General features: G+C 72.9%; 20 protein-coding genes, 2 tRNA genes and 1 other RNA gene. 14 read left to right on the top strand and 9 right to left on the bottom strand.

Annotated elements, in window-relative coordinates:
• Window positions 1-41 precede the first annotated feature (41 nt).
• The gene (locus tag E4P38_RS03250; RefSeq protein ID WP_245160748.1) at window positions 42-566 is read left to right on the top strand and encodes a SigE family RNA polymerase sigma factor; all 525 of its coding nucleotides are present in this window, start codon (window positions 42-44) and stop codon (window positions 564-566) included.
• Entirely contained in the window at window positions 563-1348 is a 786-nt protein-coding gene (locus tag E4P38_RS22780; RefSeq protein WP_167760433.1) for a hypothetical protein, read from the top strand. Before E4P38_RS03250 ends, E4P38_RS22780 begins: the two co-directional genes overlap by 4 nt.
• An 87-nt stretch (window positions 1349-1435) precedes the next feature.
• On the opposite strand, the gene ffs is transcribed toward E4P38_RS22780, so the two are convergent.
• An RNA gene (gene ffs / locus E4P38_RS03235) (signal recognition particle sRNA small type) lies at window positions 1436-1531 on the bottom strand.
• 212 nt (window positions 1532-1743) lie between these two features.
• Here ffs and E4P38_RS03230 point away from each other — a divergent pair.
• Window positions 1744-2742, top strand: coding sequence for an EamA family transporter (locus tag E4P38_RS03230; RefSeq protein WP_135130282.1), 999 nt, complete (start codon window positions 1744-1746; stop codon window positions 2740-2742).
• On the opposite strand, the gene E4P38_RS03225 is transcribed toward E4P38_RS03230, so the two are convergent.
• Window positions 2628-4133, bottom strand: a complete 1506-nt coding sequence (locus tag E4P38_RS03225) for an aromatic amino acid ammonia-lyase (RefSeq protein WP_135130281.1) — start codon at window positions 4131-4133, stop codon at window positions 2628-2630. The genes E4P38_RS03230 and E4P38_RS03225 overlap by 115 nt on opposite strands.
• Before the next feature lie 79 nt (window positions 4134-4212).
• Window positions 4213-4297 (bottom strand) — tRNA-Ser (locus E4P38_RS03220).
• A 162-nt stretch (window positions 4298-4459) separates the two neighbouring features.
• Between E4P38_RS03220 and E4P38_RS03215 the strand changes: the two genes are divergently transcribed.
• Together E4P38_RS03215 and E4P38_RS23135 are read left to right on the top strand one after the other, a co-directional pair.
• On the top strand, window positions 4460-4807 hold the full coding sequence (locus tag E4P38_RS03215; protein ID WP_135130280.1) for a hypothetical protein: 348 nt from the start codon (window positions 4460-4462) through the stop codon (window positions 4805-4807).
• A gap of 20 nt (window positions 4808-4827) precedes the next feature.
• Window positions 4828-6495: a serine/threonine-protein kinase gene (locus tag E4P38_RS23135; RefSeq protein WP_209308913.1), complete on the top strand. Its 1668-nt coding sequence runs from the start codon at window positions 4828-4830 to the stop codon at window positions 6493-6495.
• 58 nt (window positions 6496-6553) lie between these two features.
• Here the strand turns inward: E4P38_RS23135 and E4P38_RS03205 are convergent.
• From E4P38_RS03205 to E4P38_RS03185, 5 genes are all read right to left on the bottom strand, one after another.
• Window positions 6554-6642, bottom strand: a tRNA-Ser gene (locus E4P38_RS03205).
• A gap of 10 nt (window positions 6643-6652) precedes the next feature.
• Complete coding sequence (locus E4P38_RS03200) at window positions 6653-7093, bottom strand: nucleoside deaminase (RefSeq protein ID WP_135130606.1); 441 nt, start codon at window positions 7091-7093, stop codon at window positions 6653-6655.
• Between the two features lie 106 nt (window positions 7094-7199).
• The gene (locus tag E4P38_RS03195) at window positions 7200-7847 is read right to left on the bottom strand and encodes an HAD-IA family hydrolase (protein ID WP_135130279.1); all 648 of its coding nucleotides are present in this window, start codon (window positions 7845-7847) and stop codon (window positions 7200-7202) included.
• The gene (locus E4P38_RS03190; RefSeq protein ID WP_135130278.1) at window positions 7844-8344 is read right to left on the bottom strand and encodes a tRNA adenosine deaminase-associated protein; all 501 of its coding nucleotides are present in this window, start codon (window positions 8342-8344) and stop codon (window positions 7844-7846) included. The genes E4P38_RS03195 and E4P38_RS03190 overlap by 4 nt, the downstream gene beginning before the upstream one ends.
• The gene (locus E4P38_RS03185) at window positions 8341-9003 is read right to left on the bottom strand and encodes an O-methyltransferase (protein ID WP_135130277.1); all 663 of its coding nucleotides are present in this window, start codon (window positions 9001-9003) and stop codon (window positions 8341-8343) included. Before E4P38_RS03185 ends, E4P38_RS03190 begins: the two co-directional genes overlap by 4 nt.
• 11 nt (window positions 9004-9014) lie before the next feature.
• On the opposite strand from E4P38_RS03185, the gene E4P38_RS03180 reads away from it, so the two are divergent.
• From E4P38_RS03180 to E4P38_RS03170, 3 genes are read left to right on the top strand one after another with little or no spacing between them, the layout of a single operon-like run.
• Window positions 9015-9449, top strand: a complete 435-nt coding sequence (locus E4P38_RS03180; RefSeq protein WP_135130276.1) for a hotdog fold thioesterase — start codon at window positions 9015-9017, stop codon at window positions 9447-9449.
• Window positions 9446-10363 carry a prephenate dehydrogenase/arogenate dehydrogenase family protein gene (locus E4P38_RS03175; RefSeq protein ID WP_135130275.1) on the top strand — a complete coding sequence of 306 codons (918 nt, stop codon included), beginning with the start codon at window positions 9446-9448 and terminating at the stop codon, window positions 10361-10363. Before E4P38_RS03180 ends, E4P38_RS03175 begins: the two co-directional genes overlap by 4 nt.
• A 42-nt stretch (window positions 10364-10405) precedes the next feature.
• Window positions 10406-10639 (top strand): DUF2630 family protein, encoded by a 234-nt coding sequence (locus E4P38_RS03170; RefSeq protein ID WP_135130274.1) that lies wholly within the window; start codon window positions 10406-10408, stop codon window positions 10637-10639.
• 1 nt (window position 10640) lies between these two features.
• Here the strand turns inward: E4P38_RS03170 and E4P38_RS03165 are convergent, their stop codons facing one another.
• The gene (locus E4P38_RS03165; RefSeq protein ID WP_135130273.1) at window positions 10641-11864 is read right to left on the bottom strand and encodes a helix-turn-helix domain-containing protein; all 1224 of its coding nucleotides are present in this window, start codon (window positions 11862-11864) and stop codon (window positions 10641-10643) included.
• A gap of 254 nt (window positions 11865-12118) precedes the next feature.
• On the opposite strand from E4P38_RS03165, the gene E4P38_RS03160 reads away from it, so the two are divergent.
• The 6 genes from E4P38_RS03160 to E4P38_RS03135 all read left to right on the top strand — a co-directional run bounded on the left by E4P38_RS03160 (window position 12119) and on the right by E4P38_RS03135 (window position 19073).
• Window positions 12119-12919, top strand: coding sequence for an ABC transporter ATP-binding protein (locus E4P38_RS03160; RefSeq protein WP_167760432.1), 801 nt, complete (start codon window positions 12119-12121; stop codon window positions 12917-12919).
• A complete protein-coding gene (locus tag E4P38_RS03155; protein ID WP_135130271.1) occupies window positions 12912-13694 on the top strand; it encodes an ABC transporter ATP-binding protein in 783 nt (260 codons plus the stop codon). Before E4P38_RS03160 ends, E4P38_RS03155 begins: the two co-directional genes overlap by 8 nt.
• Window positions 13695-13749: 55 nt before the next feature.
• Window positions 13750-14634 carry a branched-chain amino acid ABC transporter permease gene (locus E4P38_RS03150; RefSeq protein ID WP_135130270.1) on the top strand — a complete coding sequence of 295 codons (885 nt, stop codon included), beginning with the start codon at window positions 13750-13752 and terminating at the stop codon, window positions 14632-14634.
• A 2-nt stretch (window positions 14635-14636) separates the two neighbouring features.
• A complete protein-coding gene (locus E4P38_RS03145; protein WP_135130269.1) occupies window positions 14637-15830 on the top strand; it encodes a branched-chain amino acid ABC transporter permease in 1194 nt (397 codons plus the stop codon).
• An 85-nt stretch (window positions 15831-15915) separates the two neighbouring features.
• A complete protein-coding gene (locus tag E4P38_RS03140) occupies window positions 15916-17265 on the top strand; it encodes an ABC transporter substrate-binding protein (protein WP_245160746.1) in 1350 nt (449 codons plus the stop codon).
• Between the two features lie 170 nt (window positions 17266-17435).
• A complete protein-coding gene (locus E4P38_RS03135) occupies window positions 17436-19073 on the top strand; it encodes a substrate-binding domain-containing protein (RefSeq protein ID WP_135130268.1) in 1638 nt (545 codons plus the stop codon).
• Window positions 19074-19082 lie beyond the last annotated feature (9 nt).

Here is a 19082-nt window from a genome sequence, read left to right as displayed (position 1 = left end):
CGGGGCGTCTTCCTCCTGACAGCGAACACCCGGAGGAACCAGTGATCGACCAGAAGGACGACGAGTTCACCGACTTCGTCGCCGCCCACGGCGCACAACTGCTGCGCACGGCGTGCCTCGTCACCGGTGACTCACACCTCGGCGAGGACTTGGTGCAGACGACACTCACCAAGGCCTACGGCGCCTGGGCCAAGGTGCGCGGGGCCGACCATCCGGTCGCCTACGTGCGGCGCCTGATGATCAACACGCACCTGAGCTGGCTGCGCCGGCTCACCAACACCGAGCGGCCCCTCGAGCGATTCCCGGACGCCGGGACGGGCGATCACCAGTCCGCCCATGCCGAGACCGACGAGATGCGCCAGGCACTGCTGCAGCTGTCGCCACGGGTCCGCACGGCCGTCGTCCTCCGGTACTTCGAGGACCTCAGCGAGGCGGACACCGCCGCGCTCATGGGCTGCTCGCGCAGCACCGTCAACAACCACGTCACCCGGGGACTGTCCGCGCTCCGCGCCCTGATGAACCCCGCCGTCGACAACCTCTCGCAGACCACGGGGAGCACCCGATGAACGAGCTGGACACGTCCCTCCTCAGCGCTCGCCTGCACTCCCTGGCCGACGAACTGACCCCCGCCGTCGACCCGCGCCGGCAGGTAGCGGCCGCCCGGGCCCAGCACAAGCGGAAGCGCCGGGGACGCCTCGTTCTCGTCGCCGTCGCGACCGCGACCGCGGCTGTGGTCGTCGGTACAACGGCTGCAGCCGGCCTGCTGTCGGCAGGTGCAGACGGTGACGTGGCGGATCGCAACGGCATCGTCACCACCACGACCGCTCCCTCGACACCCGACGCGGCCCCGACCGCCGAGGAGGCCGCAGCTGCCGCGGCCGCCGAGGAAGCCGCGCGGCGGGCCGAGCAGGAAGCCGCGGAACGTTGGGAACCCCGCGCGTTCCAGGGCGTCACGTTCGCGGTCCCGCCGGGCGCCCGCGCCGCGGACACGGTGGACACGACCCCGGTGTCGAGTTGGATGGACGGTCCTTCACTGACCTGGAACGGGCCGTCTCTGGGCGGGGACGAGTACTCCTTCGTGTCCGTCAAGATTCTCAACACGTTCCAGGGCGGCCTCCCCCCGACCGACGGGGTCGAAGCGGTCACCGTTCCTGGCGCCGAACTGGCGTACATGTGGATCTCGGCCGGGACTCCCGGTGACCTGTCTGGAAGCACGGTCGACAAGACGGTCGTTGGTCTGGACATCCTGGCGGGAGGCCGCCGCATCAGCCTCGGGGCTCAGCTCGTCCCGGGATCGACGGGTGAACAGATGGCGCGCGACCTGATCGCCTCGGTGGTCGTCGGCTGACCGGCCCTACCCGCCGGAGATCGCCGATCTCGCATGCTTCGAGCCACGAAGACGTGCGAGATCGGCGATCTCGCACGTCCGGGGAAAGAAAGGGACCCCCCGCGCACCCGCCAGAGCCCGCTTATCCTTGCTGCCTTCCGGCCCTGGGGAGGTTCACAGGATGACGCCACACGAGGGGTCTGGACTCCACTGTAGAGGAATGTGACAGCGCTCCCCGCACACCTCCCGCTACGCTCCCCGGCCATGACGCCGCGGCACGCCCTGGTTCTGCCCCCTCCCCGCTCCTGACCCGGAGCACCGCGGGAGCTCTCCCGCACCGCCGCAGACGCTGACGCGCCTGCCGCCGCACCGTGCTCCGGATCCGAGTCCCCCATCGGAACCGATCCAGGAGCGTCATGTCCTCCCCCCTCGCCTCGCCCGCGTCCCGTCGCGGCTTCCTGCTCGTGGTCCTGGCCGCACTGTGCTGGGGCACCTCCGGCGTGAGCGGCCAGATCGTGGCCGACCGCGCCGGCCTCGGCCCGCTCGACATCGCCTGGCACCGCATGGCGATCGGCGCGGTCGCCCTGCTGATCGGCACGGCGCTCACCTGGCGCCGTCGCAGCGCGCCGACGGGCCCGATCACCCGCGGCACAGCCGTCCGGCTGCTCCTCGTCGGTGCCGGGCTGGCCGCCTACCAACTCGCCTACTTCGCCGCTGTCGCCACGGCCGGGGTGAGCATCGCGACGCTGGTCGCCCTCGGCCTGGCACCGCTACTCATCGCGGTGGGCGCCACGCTCCTCGGCCACGGCCGGCCGGACCGGGCGACCGTTGTCGCCCTCGTCGTCGCCCTGACCGGGCTGGTGCTGCTCGTCGGGATCTCCGCGGGAGCTGACACGGGGACGACGGTCGTGCTGGGCGCGCTGATGGCGGTCGGCTCGGCGCTCGGCTACGCGGTGGTCACCCTTGCCGGAGCGGGCGTGCCGGCCGGCATCCCGGTGACCCTGGCGGGGTTCGCGGGTGGGGCCGTGCTGCTCACGCCGGTCGCACTGATCGTCGGGCTGCGGTTCACCACCGACCCGGTCGCCCTGGCCGTGCTGCTCTACCTCGGGCTGGTGCCGAGCGCGCTCGCGTACGCGCTGTTCTTCACGGGACTGCGGACGGTGCCGGGTGCGGTCGCCTCGATCGTCACGCTGCTGGAACCGCTGACCGCGACCGCGCTGGCGACGGCGTTCCTGGGCGAGCGCCTCGCCCCCGCCGCCCTGGCCGGTGGCCTGCTGGTGCTCGCCGCCGTCGCGGGCCTCTACCTGCGACGGCTGCGGACGCCGGACGCGGACAGGGTGGCGCGGACGGCCGCGTGGACGGCGTCCGTGGACCGGTCGGAGAGCGCGGCGATCGCGCCGCGCGCCGAGCCGTAGAGCACCGCCGTCCCCGCGCCCAGGGTCGGCAGCTCCGGCCGCAGGTCGAGGATGTCGGCGGCCAGGAGGAGCTCGATCGTCAGGATGTCGGCCAGCAGGTCGAGCGCCTCGTCGGCCTTCCGCACGCTCAGCGGAGCAGCGGTGGAGTGGTCCTCCACGCCCTGGTCGAGGACGCCGACGTCGAGGCTGACCGGAGCCGCCAGCTGGCGCAGTTCCGCGTAGGCGGCGGCCGCGGCGTAGCGCAGGTGCATCCCCGGCAGGTCCGGCGGAGGGCCCTCGAACGACGGGCTCCCGCCGGACATCGCCTCGAAGAACGCCGCCCAGAGGTGCCCGAGACGCCGGTCGCTGAGCTGGCCGACGTGCGCGATCGCCACCCGCAGGGCGTCGAAGGCAACGGCGAGCAGCACCGGGTGGAAGTTGCCGTTGGAGACCAGCGTGCCGTCCGACGGCGACACGAGCGGGTTGTCCGCCTGGGAGTTCAGCTCGGTCTCGACCGTCTGCGCGACGAAGGCGGTGGTGTCGCGGAAAGCCCCGTGCACCTGCGGGACGACGCGGTAGGACAGCGGGTCCTGCACCGAGGCCGGGACGCCGGAGCCGAGCAGGTAGCTGCCCGACAGCGCCTCGCGCAGCTGCCGGCACGACTCCGCCAGGCCGGGGAACGGCTTGCCCTCGGCGACCACCGGCAGCGCGACGGAGGGATTCCCGCGGGTCGCCTCCATCGACAGGGCGGCGACCAGCTCGGCGGCGTCGGCCAGGACGCCGGCCCGCTCCGCGACGAGGGCACCCTGCCCGACCGACACCCCGTTGGCCGAGACCATCGCCAGTCCGTCCTTGGCCTGCAGGACCAGCGGTGCGATCCCCGCCCGGGCGAGCGCCTCGCCGCCGCTGAGCAGCTCGCCCAGGTACTCCGCGCGACCCGCTCCGATCGCGACCTGGGCGACCAGCGCCATCGCGCCGAGGTCACCGGCTCCGACGGAGGAGGTCCGCGGCAGCAGGGGATGGACGCCCGCGTTCAGCAGGCCGACCAGTGACTCGGCGACTGCGGGGCTCGCACCTGACCCGCCGCGCGTCAGGCCCACCAGCCGCACCGCCATCGCGGCCCGGACCACCTCCGTCGGGAGCAGCGGACCGAAGCCTCCGGAGTGGGTCATCACGATCATGTACTGCTGCCCGATGAGTTCGCCGTCCGGAACGCGGACGTCCCGGAGGTGACCGACGCCGGTGGTCAGCCCGTAGACCGCGCGGCCGCTGGCCAGGACTCCGTCGACGACCCGCCGTCCGGACGCGATCCGCTCACGTGCACCGTCGGCCAGCCCGACCGACGCGCCCCGGGCGATGCTCAGCAGGTCCGTCAGTGGCACGCGGGCCACGTCGATCACGACCGTGTCCATGGCCGTCCATGGTGGCGCGGCGGCCACCGGGGCGATACCGGTTCGGCGACGGTTCGGTGCGAGACCACCGTCGCGACTGCGGAGGATGGGAGATTCGAACTCCCGAGGGTTTTATCCCAACCCGCTTTCCAAGCGAGCGCCATAGGCCACTAGGCGAATCCTCCAACGTGCACGGCGATCGTACCGGGCGACCGGATGAGGTGCTGCCGCCACACCGCCCGGGGGCGCCGGACGAGCGGGCGTGCGGCATCCTCACCGCAGGCGGTTGATCTTCCGGCCGCCGGGGAAGTGCCCGCAAGCGGGGGCGACGAGAGAGGAGGCAGGACATGAGCGAACCGAGCGAGGTGCGGCCGGAAGTGGTCGAGGCCATCGTCGGCGTCCTCAGGGGCGGCGATGCCGCGGCACTGCCTCCCGGCGCGACGGCCGAGGAGAAGGCAGCCGCGAAGGACGCCTACCTGTCGGAGTTCGTGGCCGAGCGAGGCAAGCGGGACCGGCAGTCGCAGGCGTGGGAGCTGCTGCTGACCCGCAGCTATGACGAGGCGCCGAGCTGGAAGCAGATCTTCGACGACCTCGACCCGTCGGTGCACGAGGAGCTCGGCACCCTCTACGACGCCCTACCGGCCGGCGCCCAGGAAGAGTACGTGCGCCGCTTCGGCGTCCCGTCCGGCGTCTGAAGCCCGGACCCGCCGCACCCATGACCCGTCCCCTGACCGCTCCCGGCCGCCTGGTCGCGGGGCGTTACCGGCTGCAGTCGCAGATCGGCGGGGGCGGCATGGGGGCTGTCTGGCTGGCCCAGGACGAGCTGCTCGGACGACGGGTCGCGCTCAAGCAGGTGCTCACCGCGCCCGGCGTCAGCGCGGAGGAGGCCGACCAGCAGCGCAAGCGCGCGCTCCGTGAGGGCCGCATCGCCGCCCGGCTGAGCCATCCGCACGCCATCAGCGTCTACGACGTGGCCCTGGAGCACGGCCAGCCGTGGCTGGTCATGGAGTACCTGCCCTCCCGCAGCCTGGCGGAAGTGCTCAGTGAGGACGGCGTCCTGCGGGTGGACCAGGTCGCGCAGGTGGGCGCCCAGGTGGCCGACGCGCTGGCCGCGACCCACGCCGCCGGGATCGTGCACCGGGACGTGAAGCCCGCGAACATCCTCATCGGCGAGGGCGGCCAGGTCGAGGGCGTCGTGAAGATCACCGACTTCGGGATCTCGCACGCCAGCGGGGACGTGACGCTCACCCAGACCGGACAGATCACCGGGACGCCGGCCTTCCTGGCACCCGAGGTCGCACAGGGCCATCCGATGACCGAGGCCAGCGACGTCTTCTCCCTCGGCGCGACGCTGTACACCTGCCTCGAGGGAGCCCCGCCGTTCGGCATGGAGGACAACGCGCTCGGCATGCTGCACCGGGTCGCAGGCGGCAACATCGTGCCGCCCCGCCGATCGGGATCCCTCACCCAGCCGCTGAAGAAGATCCTCGCGGCCGATCCGACGGATCGGCCGACCATGCCGGAGGTCCGGGACGAGCTCGCTAAGCTCGCTGCCGGACGGGACGGCGACACCACGACGATCCTGCTCGCCCGCACCGACCTGGGTTCGGCGACTCCCGGGCGCACCCGAACCTCGAGCTTTCCCGCCGGAGCCGCTGCTGCGGCCGCGACCTCCGACGGTGCGACGCCGGCACCCGCTGCGGCGCCGGCCAATCCCCCGCCTCCGCCACCGCCGACCTACACGAACTCACCTGCGGCGTTCGCCCCTGCGGCGCCCGCGCCGGCACCGGTGGCGGCAGCCACCCCCACGCCCGAGCGAACCGTCGCGCCGCCTCCCCGCGAGCCGGGGCGGCGCCGGGGACGCGCCCTCTGGGTGGCCGCCGGACTCGTGGCCGCGGTGCTCGCCGGCCTGATCGTCTTCTGGACGGTGGTGCTGGACGACGACCCGTCCGACCCGGGCGACACGGCAGCGGCGACCAGCGCGGCCGAGAGCAGTGCGACCACGGCCGCGACCACCGCGCCGCAATCCTCGGCTGCCACCCAGACGTCGTCCGAACCGTCCGCGCCGGAGGTAGCAGGCGCTCAGGACCCGGCAGCGGCGGCGACGGACTTCTTCGCGCTGATCCCTGGCAACCTCACCGCGGCCTACCAGCTGACCAGCCCGGAGTTCCAGGCGAACAATCCGTTCGAGAACTTCTCGGGCTTCTGGGGCGACTTCTCCAGCGTGCAGATCTCCAACGTGCGCGCCGAGGACGACACCACCGCCCTGCTCGACATCACCTACGTGTCCGGCGGGCCGAGCCAGACCGAGCCCCACCGCATTCGGTTCGTGGCCGGCGACGACGGCCGGCTGCTGCTGCTCGACGACCGGATCGCGGACTGACCCATACGCGAACGGCGGCGCCGGGCAGGTCGACTGCCGGGCGCCGCCGTTGTCGTACTGGCGGTGGCGGTGGGATTTGAACCCACGGAGGGGGTTGCCCTCACACGCTTTCGAGGCGTGCTCCTTCGGCCGCTCGGACACGCCACCGCCGGAGAGACTACAGGCCCCGCTGGGCGCGGAAGAACGCGCGTAGGACTGTCGCGGACTCCTCGGCCCGCACCCCGGCCGTCACCTCGGGACGGTGGTTGAGCCGGCGGTCCCGGACGACGTCCCACAGCGACCCCACGGCACCCGCCTTCGGGTCGTCGGCGCCGTAGACCACCCGCGCCACCCGGGCCAGCACGCTGGCGCCGGCGCACATCGTGCACGGCTCGAGAGTGACCACGAGGGTCGCGCCGGTCAACCGCCAGCCGTCGCCGTGCACCTGCGCCGCCGCCCGCAGGGCGAGGATCTCGGCGTGCGCGGTCGGGTCACCACGCTTCTCCCGCTCGTTGGCCGCCTCGGCGAGCACCGCGCCGTCCGGCCCGAGGACGACGGCGCCGATCGGGGTGTCGCCCCACTCCGGCGCGGCCGCCGCGAGCTCGAGCGCACGGCCCATCGCCGCGTCGAGGTCGGCGGTCACAGGGTGTATCTCCGGAAGCTCGTGCTCTGCTTACAGTGCGAAGCAGAGCACGAGCTTCCCAGGTGCAACCTGCCGACGAGCGTCACGCCGGTCCGTCCACGGAGAAGCCGACCAGAGCCGAGAGATCACGCAGTGCGTCGGCGGGGTGGACCACCTTGATCGTCGAGAAACCGAGCGCGCGGGCCGGCTTGAGGTTGATGCCGAGGTCGTCGAGGTAGGCGCAGTCCGCGGCCTCGATCCGGCGGCCGACGGCCCGGGACAGCCGGGTCAGCGCCCGCCGGTAGATCTCCGGCTCGGGCTTGCGCACCCCCTCGACCGACGACTCCACGATCGCGTCGAACAGACCGAGCAGCTCCCCCAGCTCCCCGGTCCGCTCCATCGGCGCGACGTTGTTCGACAGCAGCGCCAGCGGGAGCCCGGCCTCGCGCAGCCGGTGCACGGCCGCCACCATCGACGGGCGCAGCTCCCCGCGCAGTGCCTCGAGCACCCGGGCGGCCTCGATCCGGTGACCGGCCGCCAGTGCCTCGGCCTCGAACGCCGCCGAGAATCCCGCCACGTCGAGCTCGTTGCGCTCGAAGCGCGCCCACGCGTTCGTGTGTGGATCGGTCGAGTTGAGCTGCCGGATCAGCCCGTCCGGCAGCCCGGCCTCCGCCTCGTACGCGGCGAACGCGGTCATCGGGCTCTCAGTGAGCACCCCGCCCAGGTCGAAGACCACCGCCGTCACCGTCATGTCGCCACCGCCGCGGCCAGTTCGTCGGCGAACCCCAGCCGGCGGGCGATGCGCTCGACCATCTCGTCGGCCCAGAGGTCGTCGGCGGTCACGATCGTCCGGAGGTCGGCGTGGGGCAGCCCGTCGTCGGCGAAGATGTCGAGGTCACCGCCGGGCCAGCCGGACTCGTCGTCGTCGAACGCCCCCTCGGTGTCCACCCCGATGCCGTAGCGCTCGACCACCTCCGCGGCCAGCACCCACTCCAGCATCGTCGCGTCGGAGATCAGCGCGCGCACCATGCCACCGGGCCCGTGCCGCAGGGCCACGAAGTACAGCCGCGAGTCGACGACGAGGACGAAGGGCGGCGGCCAGCCGTCGGCACCGGGCTCCCCCAGCGCCCGCTCGAGCACCGGGAGCTCGTCACCGGCGTCGTCGGCCAGCAGTTCGACCTGCCAGCCGGAGGCCGGCCGGCTCACCCGCACCGCGAAGCTCGTCCGCCCGGGATCGGGGCCGCTCATCGCTTGCGCAGCATGGTCAGCCCGTCGCCGAGGGGCAGCAGGACGGTCTCCCAGCGGGGGTCGGTCGCGAGCGCGGCGTTCAGGGCCACGAGCGCGTGGTCGTCCTCGGCCCGCGGGTCCAGGACCCGCCCCGACCAGAGGGTGTTGTCCAGCAGCACCACACCGTTGGGCGTCATCCGGTCGTAGAGCTCCTCCACGTAGGCGGCGTATCCGGTCTTGTCGGCGTCGATGAAGGCCAGGTCGAAGGTCTCGACGGCGGGGAGGCCCCGGAGCGTGGTCAGCGCGTCGCCGAGTCGCAGCTCGATCCGGTCGGCCAGCCCCGCCCGTTCCCAGAACCGGCGGGCGACCGCCGTCCACTCCGCGTTGCGGTCCAGGCAGAGCAGCGACCCGTCCTCGGCCAGCCCACGGGCGATGCACAGTGCCGAGTACCCGGTGAACGTGCCGATCTCGATCGCCTGCCGCGCCATGAGCGCGCGGGCCAGCAGCTGCATGAACACGCCCTGTTCCGGCGCGATCTGCATCGTCCCCGGCACCTCGCCACGCTCCGCCATGGCCGCGGTCTCGGCGATCAGGTCGGCTGCCACGTCGTCCGGCCGCTCGGACGAGGCGCGGACGTAGTCGGCGAGCTCTGCCGTGAGGAGGAACGACCGGGGCGTCATAGGGTCCGATCATGGCGGACCCGCAGGACGACGTCCCGGCCGAGCTGTTCGCGCGGCTCGCCGCCGACCCGTTGGCGGCCCATCTGGGCATCACGCTGGACGAACTCCGCCCCGGCTACGCCCGCGCCTCGATGACCGTCGGGCCGGCGCTGCTCAACGCGGTCGGCACCGCGCACGGCGGGGCCACGATGGCGCTGCTCGACGTCGTCCACGCGGCGGTCAGCAACAGCCACGGCACGGTGGCGATCGCTCAGGACGTGCACACGGAGTTCCTCGCCGCCGGGCGCGCCGGCGACCGCCTGGAGGCCGAGGGGGTCGAGGTCCACCGCAGCAGCCGCACCGCCGTCTACCGGATCGAGGCGCGGGCGCAGGACGACCGGCTGGTCGCCACCGCGCTCGCGCGGGTGTTCCGCACCGACCGCCCGTGGTCGGACGTGCCGGCATGACCAGCTTCCCGGTACCGACCATGCCCGCGCCGCCGGTGGCCGTCGTCGGCCTCGGGCAGCTCGGCGGGTCGCTGGCCGCGGCGCTGGCCGCCGGCGGTCGGGAGGTCAGCGGCTGGGACGTGGACCCCGAGGCCCGGGAGGCCGCCGCCGCGCGCGGGGTCACCATCACCCGGGAGCTGGCCGGGATCGTCGTCCTCGCCGTGCCGCTGTCGGCCATGAACACGGCGCTCGAGGGGCTGACGATCGACCCCGACGCCACGATCACCGACCTCGGCTCGGTGAAGCGGCCGGTCGTGGCCTCGCTGGAGGCGGCGTTCGGCGGCCGCTTCGTCGGGGGGCACCCGATGTGCGGCACCGAACGCTCGGGTCACGCCGCAACCGATCTCACCCTGTTCGCCGGTGCCCGCTGGGCGCTGTGCCTCGAGCCGGGCACCGAGCTGCCCCGGTGGCTGCGGGTGGCCGAAGTGGCGCTCGCGGTCGGCGCCGAGGTCGTGCCGGTCACCGCCGCCGAGCACGACGACGCCGTCGCCGCGATCAGCCACGTCCCCCACCTGCTGGCCGCCGCCCTCGCCGCGGCCGCCGCTGACAGCGGCCCGCTGGCGCTCGCCCTGGCCGCGGGCAGCTTCCGCGACGGCACCCGCGTGATCGGCAGCGACCCCGTCTTCGTCACGGCCATGGTCGAGGGCAACGCCGGTCCCACCGCCGAGGCGCTCGCCCGGGTGCAGGCCGAGCTGGACCGCCCCTGGCCCGAGCTGATCGCCGTCGGGCACGCCGTCGCCACCCGGCAGTCCGCCAGGCGCGCCGTCCGGGTGCCGCTGGAGCGGGCCGCCCTGCTCGCCGTCGGGCGCGCGGGGGGCGCCGTCACGAGCCGGCTGGCCGCCTTCGTCGAGGGCTGGGTGCCCGAGACCACCTGACCCCCCTGTTTCGCGAGCTCACCGCAAGGCAGGCTGTCGGGCATGGACGAGACCGACATCCTCAGCCGTATCCACTCGCTGGTGGACGAGGAGCACAAGCTGCGCGAGACCACCGAGCACACCGAGGAGCAGCGCACCCGGATCGGCGAGCTCGAGGCGGACCTGGACCAGTGCTGGGACCTGCTGCGGCAGCGGCGGGCGAAGCGGCAGTACGACGAGAACCCCGACGAGGCGCAGGTGCGGCCGGAGTCGACGGTCGAGGGCTACCTGCAGTAGGTCAGGCCGATCGTGGCTGCACCGGCCTCCGGTGCTCGGTGCCCAGCAGCGCGAGTTGCCAGAGCAACCGGGACCGGGGGTCGGTCAGCTTGCGGCCGGTCACCGACTCGATCCGTCGCAGCCGGTGCATGACCGTGTTGCGGTGGCAGAACAGCTCGTCGGCCGCCCGCGTCGGTGACCCGTCGGAGGCCAGGAACGCCGCCAGCGTGTCGAGCAGGACCTCACGCTCGTCGTCCGGCAGCTGGAGCAGCCCGCCCAGCGACTGGCCGATCAGCCGCGAGCTGATCTCGGGCGAGTTGCTCAGCAGGGCCTCCGGCAGCCGCTCGTCGATCGTCACGACTCGTCCCGAGCCGGGCGGCAGGGTGCGGGCGGCGGTCTCCGCGAGCCGGTACGCCGACGCCGCGGCCGGGGCGCCGACGACCACCGCGGAGAGCCCGACCGGACCGGCCGCCATCCCCCGCAGCCACGCCATGACCTCGCACCCCGGGAGCTGTCCGAGGGCGACGATGCCCACCTGGGCGCCCGACCGGACACCCCAGACCGAGCGGACACCCCGCTTGAGCAGGTCCGCCGCGGGCGCGTCGAGGGCGGGGACACCGTCGGGGTCGGGCATCGCCACGACCACGACGAGCCGGCCGGCCAGCGGGACGGCGAGCAGCTCCGACGCCGTCCGGACGAACGCCGGATCGCCCCCGCGGCCGTCCAGCAGCCCGTCGAGCACCTGCTGGCGGGCCTCGTCGTCCACCCCCGCCAGCCGGCGCTGCTCCTCGCGGTAGCCCTCGGCCACCGCGGAGCACTCCCCGTCGTTGGTCCGCCAGACCGAGCCGGCGACCTCCAGCAGCAGGGCATCGTGCTCGCGGCTGGCGTGGCGGGAGACCTCGAGCAGCGCCTCCCAGGTCACCTGCCCGCCGAGCCGGTAGGCGCGCAGCACGGCCTCCAGCGGGATGCCCTGGGCGGCCCGTCGGCGACCGACGTCGCGGGCGTCGCGCTGGGAGGTGCGGCCGTTGCTGTTCGCGGCGCCGATCAGGGTCTGCATGCCGCGCTCGAGGTTGGCGCGGGTCGTCGTCCGCATCTCCTCCTCGCCGTGACCGAGCAGCTCGCGGTAGGCGGGTTCGGTGCGGACGAGGACGTCGATCATGCGGTCGGTCATCGAGTCGAGCTGGTCGAGGAGGAGCGGGGCGAGCTCGGCAAGCCGGGCCGTGACCTCCGGTCGGAAGGGCTGCACTCGATCACCTCCTCGTGACGCGCCGCACCCAGCACAACACGAACTTGCGATCACTGTGCAGCGCGCCCATTGTGACGAGCACCACGACCCGGCAGGCTCAGCGGGACGTACTCGTGACCCAATCGTCGCCGTCCGAACCTGGCCAGGCGCACGACCCTCCCCGACGAAGAGGAGAAGTGGGCCCCTTGGCGCAGCCGCCTCCGCACTCCGGCAGCCAGCCTTTCGAGGAAAGAACGCCCACCGCCCGGCTCGAGATGACTGGCATCAGCGTCGCCTTCGGCGGCGTGGCCGCGCTCAGTGACGTCTCGCTCGCCGTCGAGCCCGGCCAGGTGCACGGGCTCATCGGCCCGAACGGCGCCGGCAAGACGACCCTGTTCAACGTCGCCTGCGGACTGGTGCGCCCCAACGCGGGCCGGATCACCTGGCGCGACCAGGAGCTGCGCCGGCTGAAGCCGAGCCAACTGAGCAAGCTCGGCATCTCCCGCACCCTGCAGGGCGTGGGCCTGTTCGCCGGCCTGACCGTGCTGGAGAACGTGATGGTCGGTGCGCACCGGCACGCGAAGGCCGGGTTCTTCTCGGCGCTGCTGGCGCTGCCCACTGCCGACAAGGACGACCGACTGCTCCGCGAGCGGGCCACCCAGGCGCTGGTCGAGCTGGGCGCCGAGGGCTACGCCGGCCGCTATCCCGGCAGCCTCCCCTATCCGGTGCAGAAGCGGGTGGCCCTGGCCCGGGCGCTGGTCGCCGATCCCGAGCTGCTGCTGCTCGACGAGCCGGCCAGTGGTCTGGCCGAGGACGAGATGCACGAGCTCGGCGAACTGATCCGCGCCCTGTCCTCGCGGATGAGCGTGCTGCTGGTCGAGCACCACATGGATCTGGTGATGAAGGTCTGCGACCGGATCACCGTCCTGGACTCCGGCAAGCAGATCGCCGCCGGCACACCGGCCGAGGTCCAGGCCGACCCGGCGGTCACCGAGGCCTACCTCGGGGACGACGTCGACGTCGAGGCCGACGCCGCCGAGCTGGCCGCCACCGACGGAGGGCGGGCGAATGACTGACGCGCACGGCAGCACCGCGGTCTCCGCCGGCGCGGCAGCGGGAGCAGGTGGGCGCGCTGCCCCCGGTACCGCGCTGCTCGAGGTCGATGGCCTCACCTCCGCCTACGGCCCGGTCCGCGCGCTCGACGGCGTCACGCTGAGCGCCGAGGCCGGCCGGATCACCGCCGTCCTGGGCGCCAACGGAGCGGGCAAGACCACCCTGCTCCGCACGATCAGCGGGCTGGTCCGCCCCCAGGCCGGCCGGGTCACGCTGGACGGCGAGGACATCACCCGGGCCCCGGTCGAGGCGATGGTCGGCAAGGGCATGGCGCACGTGCCCGAGGGGCGCGGCGTCATCGCCGAGCTGACCGTCGACGAGAACCTGCGGGTGGGCTCGCTGTTCCGGGGAAAGGTGGAGCGGAGCGAGTTCGACCGCGTCTACGACATCTTCCCGAGGATCGCCGAACGCCGGGACAACGCGGCGCACACCCTCTCCGGCGGTGAGCGGCAGATGCTGGTCATCGGCCGCGCCCTGCTCGCCCAGCCCCGCATCCTGCTGCTGGACGAGCCGTCCCTGGGCCTCGCGCCGCGGATCGTGGCGCAGATCTTCGGGCTGCTCCGCAAGCTGGTCGACTCCGAGGGCCTGTCGGTGCTGCTGGTGGAACAGAACGCCCGCAGCGCGCTGTCGGTCGCCGACGTCGGCGTCGTCCTGAACCTGGGGCGGGTCGTGGTCACCGACCAGGCCCGGTCGCTGATGGCCGACGAAGGCCTCCGGCACGCCTACCTCGGCTTCTGAACCGCAGGCCCGCCCGACCGCCCCCGCCCACTCCGCTCGAGGAAGGCACCTCGTCGTGCAGCAGTTCGTGAACGTCACCCTCAGCGGGTTGACCCAGGGCATGATCTATTCGGCGTTCGCGCTGGCCCTGGTGCTGATCTGGCGGTCCACCCGGATCGTCAACTTCGCGCAGGGCTCGATGGCCGCCGCGACGGCGTTCATCGCCCTGGCCATCATCAACGCGGGCGCGTCCTACTGGGTGGCGCTGGTCGTGGCCCTGATCGCCGGCTTCGTCATGGGAGCCCTCGTCGAGCGGATCATCATCCGGCCGGTCGAAGGTGGTCCCGAGCTCAACGCGGTGATCGTGACGCTGGGCCTCTTCGTGGCCATCCAGGCCCTGATCGCGATCATCGCGGGGTCCTCGTTCCAGTCGTTCCCGACGCCCTTCGGGGTCCGCGGGTTCACGATCGGCGACACCACCATCGCGCTGACGCCGACGAGCCTCTACGTGATCGGTTCCGTGCTGGTCGTCATGGCGCTGCTGGTGGCGCTGTTCCGCTTCACCCGAACCGGTCTGGCGATGCGCGCCTCGGCCTTCGGCCAGGAGGTGGCCCGTCTGCTCGGCGTCCGGGTCGGCCGGATGCTCACGCTCGGCTGGGGCCTGGCCGCGGTGGTGGGCTCGCTGTCGGGGCTGCTGATCGCCGGCGGCGGGTTCGTCTACCCGGCCTACATGGACAGCCTGATCGTCTTCGGCTTCGTCGCCGCGGTGCTCGGCGGCCTCGACTCCCCGATCGGCGCCATCGTCGGCGGGCTCATCCTCGGCCTGGCGCTGAGCTACATCAGCGGCTACGTCGACCGCGGCAGCGCCCTCGTCAACGTCTCCGCCCTCGTGATCCTGATGGTCGTGCTCCTCGTCCGACCCGGCGGTCTGTTCGCCAGCAGCACGGCCCGGAGGGCATGACGATGAGCGAGTCGAAGACCCCTGCCCCCGCCGCGGGCCCAGGCCGGACGACCGAGGAGCTGATCGAGGAGGCGCCGTTCACGGCGACCGCGGCCGCGAACGTCCCGTCCGCCCAGGCAGCCGGCGGCCGTTCCTTCCTCCCGAAGTCCACGCTGCTGCGGCACCTGCTGATCGTGCTGCTGTCCGCTGTCGGTGCGGTGATCCTGCTGGAGGTCACCGACCCCTTCACGAACTCGCAGCTGGCCTCGCTGACCTACTACGCGATCGCCGCGGGCGGGCTCACCGTCCTGACCGGGCTCAACGGCCAGATCTCCCTCGGCCACGGCGCGCTGATGGCCGTCGGCGCCTACACGACGGCACTGTTCCTGCAGACCGAACGCGGCGAGGACCCGCTCCCCCTGCCGCTGATCCTGCTGGTGTCGGTGCTGACGGCCACGGTCGTGGGAGCACTCGTGGGCGTGGCCGCGGCCCGCCTGCACGGGCCCTACCTGGCCGGCGCGACGCTCGCGCTGGCCGTCGGCCTGCCCGGCCTCGCCGTGTATTTCCAGGGCACGTTCGGCGGCGACCAGGGCCTGCGTGTGCGCGCTCCGCAGCCGCCCGACGTGTTCACGAACTTCATCGACCTCGTCTCGGGCGCGTCGGCGACCGGCACCAAGTGGCTGGCCTACCTGGGCACGATCTGCCTGCTCATCACCTACTTCCTGCTGGCGAACCTGATGCGCAGCCGGATCGGCCGCACCTGGCGGGCCGTCCGCGACCAGGAGGTGGCCGCCGAGCTGGCCGGCATCAACCTCGGCACCTGGCGGGTGCTGGCATTCGTGGTCAGCGCAGCTGCCGCGGGTCTGGCGGGTGGGGTGATGGCACTGGTGGTGCGCCTGGCCGCACCGACCAACTTCACCCTCGTGCTCTCGCTGGCGCTGCTCACCGCGATCGTGCTCGGCGGCCTCGGCAGCCTGCTCGGGGCGTTGCTGGGCTCGGCTCTGCTGGTGTTCCTGCCCCCGTTCGTCACCGACCTCGGCGCCGACCTCGGGCTGGACAGCACCGAGGCCGCCCAGATCGCACCGCTCGTCTACGGCGTCGTCCTGATCGTCGCGATGATCTTCGCTCCCGCCGGCTTCGTCGGCACCCTCCGGCTCCGCTGGATGACCGCCCGCGCCAAGCGCGCCACTGCCGGGCGCGCCGCCGACAGGGGGTGAGGCCCGAGTGAACCGACGGCTCCGGCCGCCCATCCCCACCCCGACTCCCGGGCACCGAAGCCCGGGCCGCACCAGAGGAGAACAGTTGTCCAGATCCTCCCGACGTCTCGTGAGCCTGCTCGCCGCAGCCACCGTCGTCTCCACCGTCGCCGCATGCGGCGGCAGCAATGACGACAATGGCGGTGGCGGGAGCACCGGCGGCGCGAACGAGGCCTCCGCGCCCGGCATCACCGAGGACACCATCAAGCTCGGCGCCCACTACCCGCTGACCGGCGTCGCAGCGCCCGGGTACAGCGAGATCCCCACCGGCGCGCAGGCGTACTACGACTACGTCAACAAGGCCGGCGGCGTCTACGACCGCGAGATCGAGTGGATCTACAAGGACGACGCCTACAACCCGACCAACACCAGCCAGGTCGTCAACCAGTTGGTGCTCGAGGACGAGGTCTTCGCGATCGTCGGCGGCCTGGGCACCCCGACCCACAGCGCGGTGCTCGACTTCCTCAACACCGAGGGCGTGCCCGACCTGTTCGTGGCCTCCGGCTCGCTGCTCTGGGGCGAGGACCCGGACACCAACCCGTACTCCTTCGGCTGGCAGACCGACTACGAGAGCGAGGGGAAGGTCATCGGCCAGTACATCGCCGACAACCTCCCCGATGCGAAGGTCGGACTCTTCCTCCAGGACGACGACTTCGGCGAGGACGGCGAGGCCGGCCTGATGCAGTACATCGAGGACCAGGTCGTGGAGACCCAGCGGTACACCTCGGGCAACACCAACGTGGCTCCGCAGATGGCCGCTCTGCAGGCTTCCGGCGCCGACGTCGTCGTCGGCTTCAACACGCCCAGCTACACGGCCCTGACGCAGCTGACCGCGCTGCAGCTGGGCTTCAAGCCGTCGCAGTGGATCTACTCCAACGTGGGCTCGGACCCGGCGCTGGTCGGTTCACTCCTGGCTCGCTTCTCGCAGGGCGCGGTGAGCGACGCCAGCCTGCTGGACGGGGTCATCACCACCGAGTACATGCCCGGCGTCGACGCACCCGAGGACCCGTGGGTTCAGCTGTGGCAGAAGGTCTGGGACGAGTCCGGCCAGGAGGGTGAGCTCACCAACTACCGGATCTACGGCATGGCGCAGGCGTACACGATGGTGCAGGCGTTGCAGGCTGCAGGCCAGAACCCGACCCGCGACGACCTGATCGAGGCCGTCGAGACCGTCGGCGCCGACTGGGAGGGCCCCGCGTTCTCCCCGTTCCGCTACTCGACGGACAGCCACCTGGGCATCTCGGGCATGCAGGTCGTCCAGCTGGCCGGCACCGCTGCCGATCCGCAGACCGGCATCCTGGTGACCGACATCGGTGACGCCGACATCGAGGAGTCCGAGGCCGAGCACGCGACCCCGCCGGAGAGCGGCATCCCGGACGAGGAGCCGTTCAACTGAGGTAGGACCCAGCAGTGACGGCGGGCCGCCGGTCTCCTCGCGGAGGCCGGCGGCCCGTCGCCGTTCTGCCCACAACCGGCTGACAGGGGTGGACCCGGCAGCCATCTACTCTGTCGCTGCGGGCTCGGGGGAGCCGCGCCACCCCCCGAGTCGAGCAACAGAGAGAGAGCATGGGCCGCCACGCCGATCCCACTGCCCCCGCGCGCCGTCCGGCGCCCGTCGTCCTGATCGCGGCCGGCATCGTCGCCGTCCTCCTGGCCGGTGGCCTGGTCTGGTGGATCGCCGGTTCCGGCGAGGAGTGCGAGACCCGGCAGATCGTCGGGGTGACCGTGGCTCCCGAGCTGGGCGACGTCGCCGGGAAGCTCCTCGCCGACCCGATCGTCCTGGACGACGGCCTCTGCGCCGTCCCGGACGTGACCGCCCAGGAGCCGCTGCAGACCGTCGGTGACCTCGGGGCGCTCGATGCCGACGCGCTGCCCGGCGTCTGGGTGCCGGACTCCTCGCTGTGGGCCGGCCGCGCCGGCGAGGCACCCCTGGAGGGCGCCGGTTCCATGGGCTCCTCCCCCGTCGTGCTGGCGACCAGCCGCGCGGTGGGCGACGCCCTCGGCTGGACGGCGCAGGTCCCGAGCTGGGGCCAGGCGCTGGCCACCGACCGGCCCCTGGCCGTGCCGGACCTGGCCAGCAGCGCCGAGGGACTGTCCGCGCTGGCCGCCGTCCGGTCGTCCCTGGGTGGGGGTGAGGACGCCGACAACGCCGTCGTGGAGGCGGTCCTGGCCGCGGCCCGGGCGACGCCGATCACGCCCGCCGACGCCCTCGCGGCCGGCGCCGCCGGTGCCGACGACGCCCCGGTGGTGCCGGTCAGCGAGCAGGAGGTGTTCCGGATCAACCAGGGCACCGAGAACCCCTCGCTCATCGCGGTCTATCCGGCGGAGGGCTCGCCGTTCCTCGACTACCCCGTGCTCCGCGTGGGCGAGCGGTCGGGCACCGAGCGCGCCGCGGCCGACGCCGTCGTCCGCACCCTGACCTCCGACCGGGCGCTGACGCTGGTCCAGGAGGCCGGCTTCCGCGGCAGCGACGGCGCGCCACCGCCGGGTGCCGGCGGTCAGACCGGCATCCAGGAGGCGGCCCCGGCGACGCTGACCCTGGACCCCGCCGAGGTGCAGGGACTGTTCGCGCGGTTGTCCAGCCTGGCCAAGCCCTCCCGGCTGCTGGCGGTCTTCGACGTCTCGACGTCGATGAGGGCACCGGTCGGCGACGGCACGCGCGCCACCCTCGCCCGGGACGCCGCGAAGAGCGCCCTCGCCCTGTTCCCGGACAACGCCGCCATCGGCCTGTGGGCCTTCGCCCGGCGGCTGGGGAGTGACACCGACTGGGTCGAGCTGGTGCCGACGCGCACCTTGGCCGCCGACGCCGGGGGACGTCCGCAGCGCGACGTCCTCACCGAGCAGCTGGACTCGATCCCGGACCGGCTCTCACCCGGCGGCACGGGTCTGTACGACACGACGCTCGCCGCCGTGCGCGCGGCCCGGGCGAACTTCGACCCGACCGCCGTCACCAGCGTCGTCATCGTCACCGACGGCAAGGACGAGGACGAGGACACCATCGGGCTCGACGCGCTCGTGCAGGCCCTCAGCGCCGAGGTCGACCCCAGCCGGCCGGTGAAGGTCATCGGCATCGCGCTGGGGCCGGACGCCGACATGGGCGCGCTCGAGCAGATCGCCGCCGCTACCGGTGGCGACGCCTACTCCGCTGTCGACGAGAACGACCTGCAGACGGTGCTGTTCGACGCGCTCCGCCAGCGGAGCTGAGTGGTCGAG

It is taken from the genome of Blastococcus sp. CT_GayMR16 (assembly GCF_004570875.1).
In the GTDB taxonomy this organism is placed as follows: Bacteria; Actinomycetota; Actinomycetes; order Mycobacteriales; family Geodermatophilaceae; genus Blastococcus_B.
This window is presented reverse-complemented; position numbering and strand designations above follow the sequence as displayed.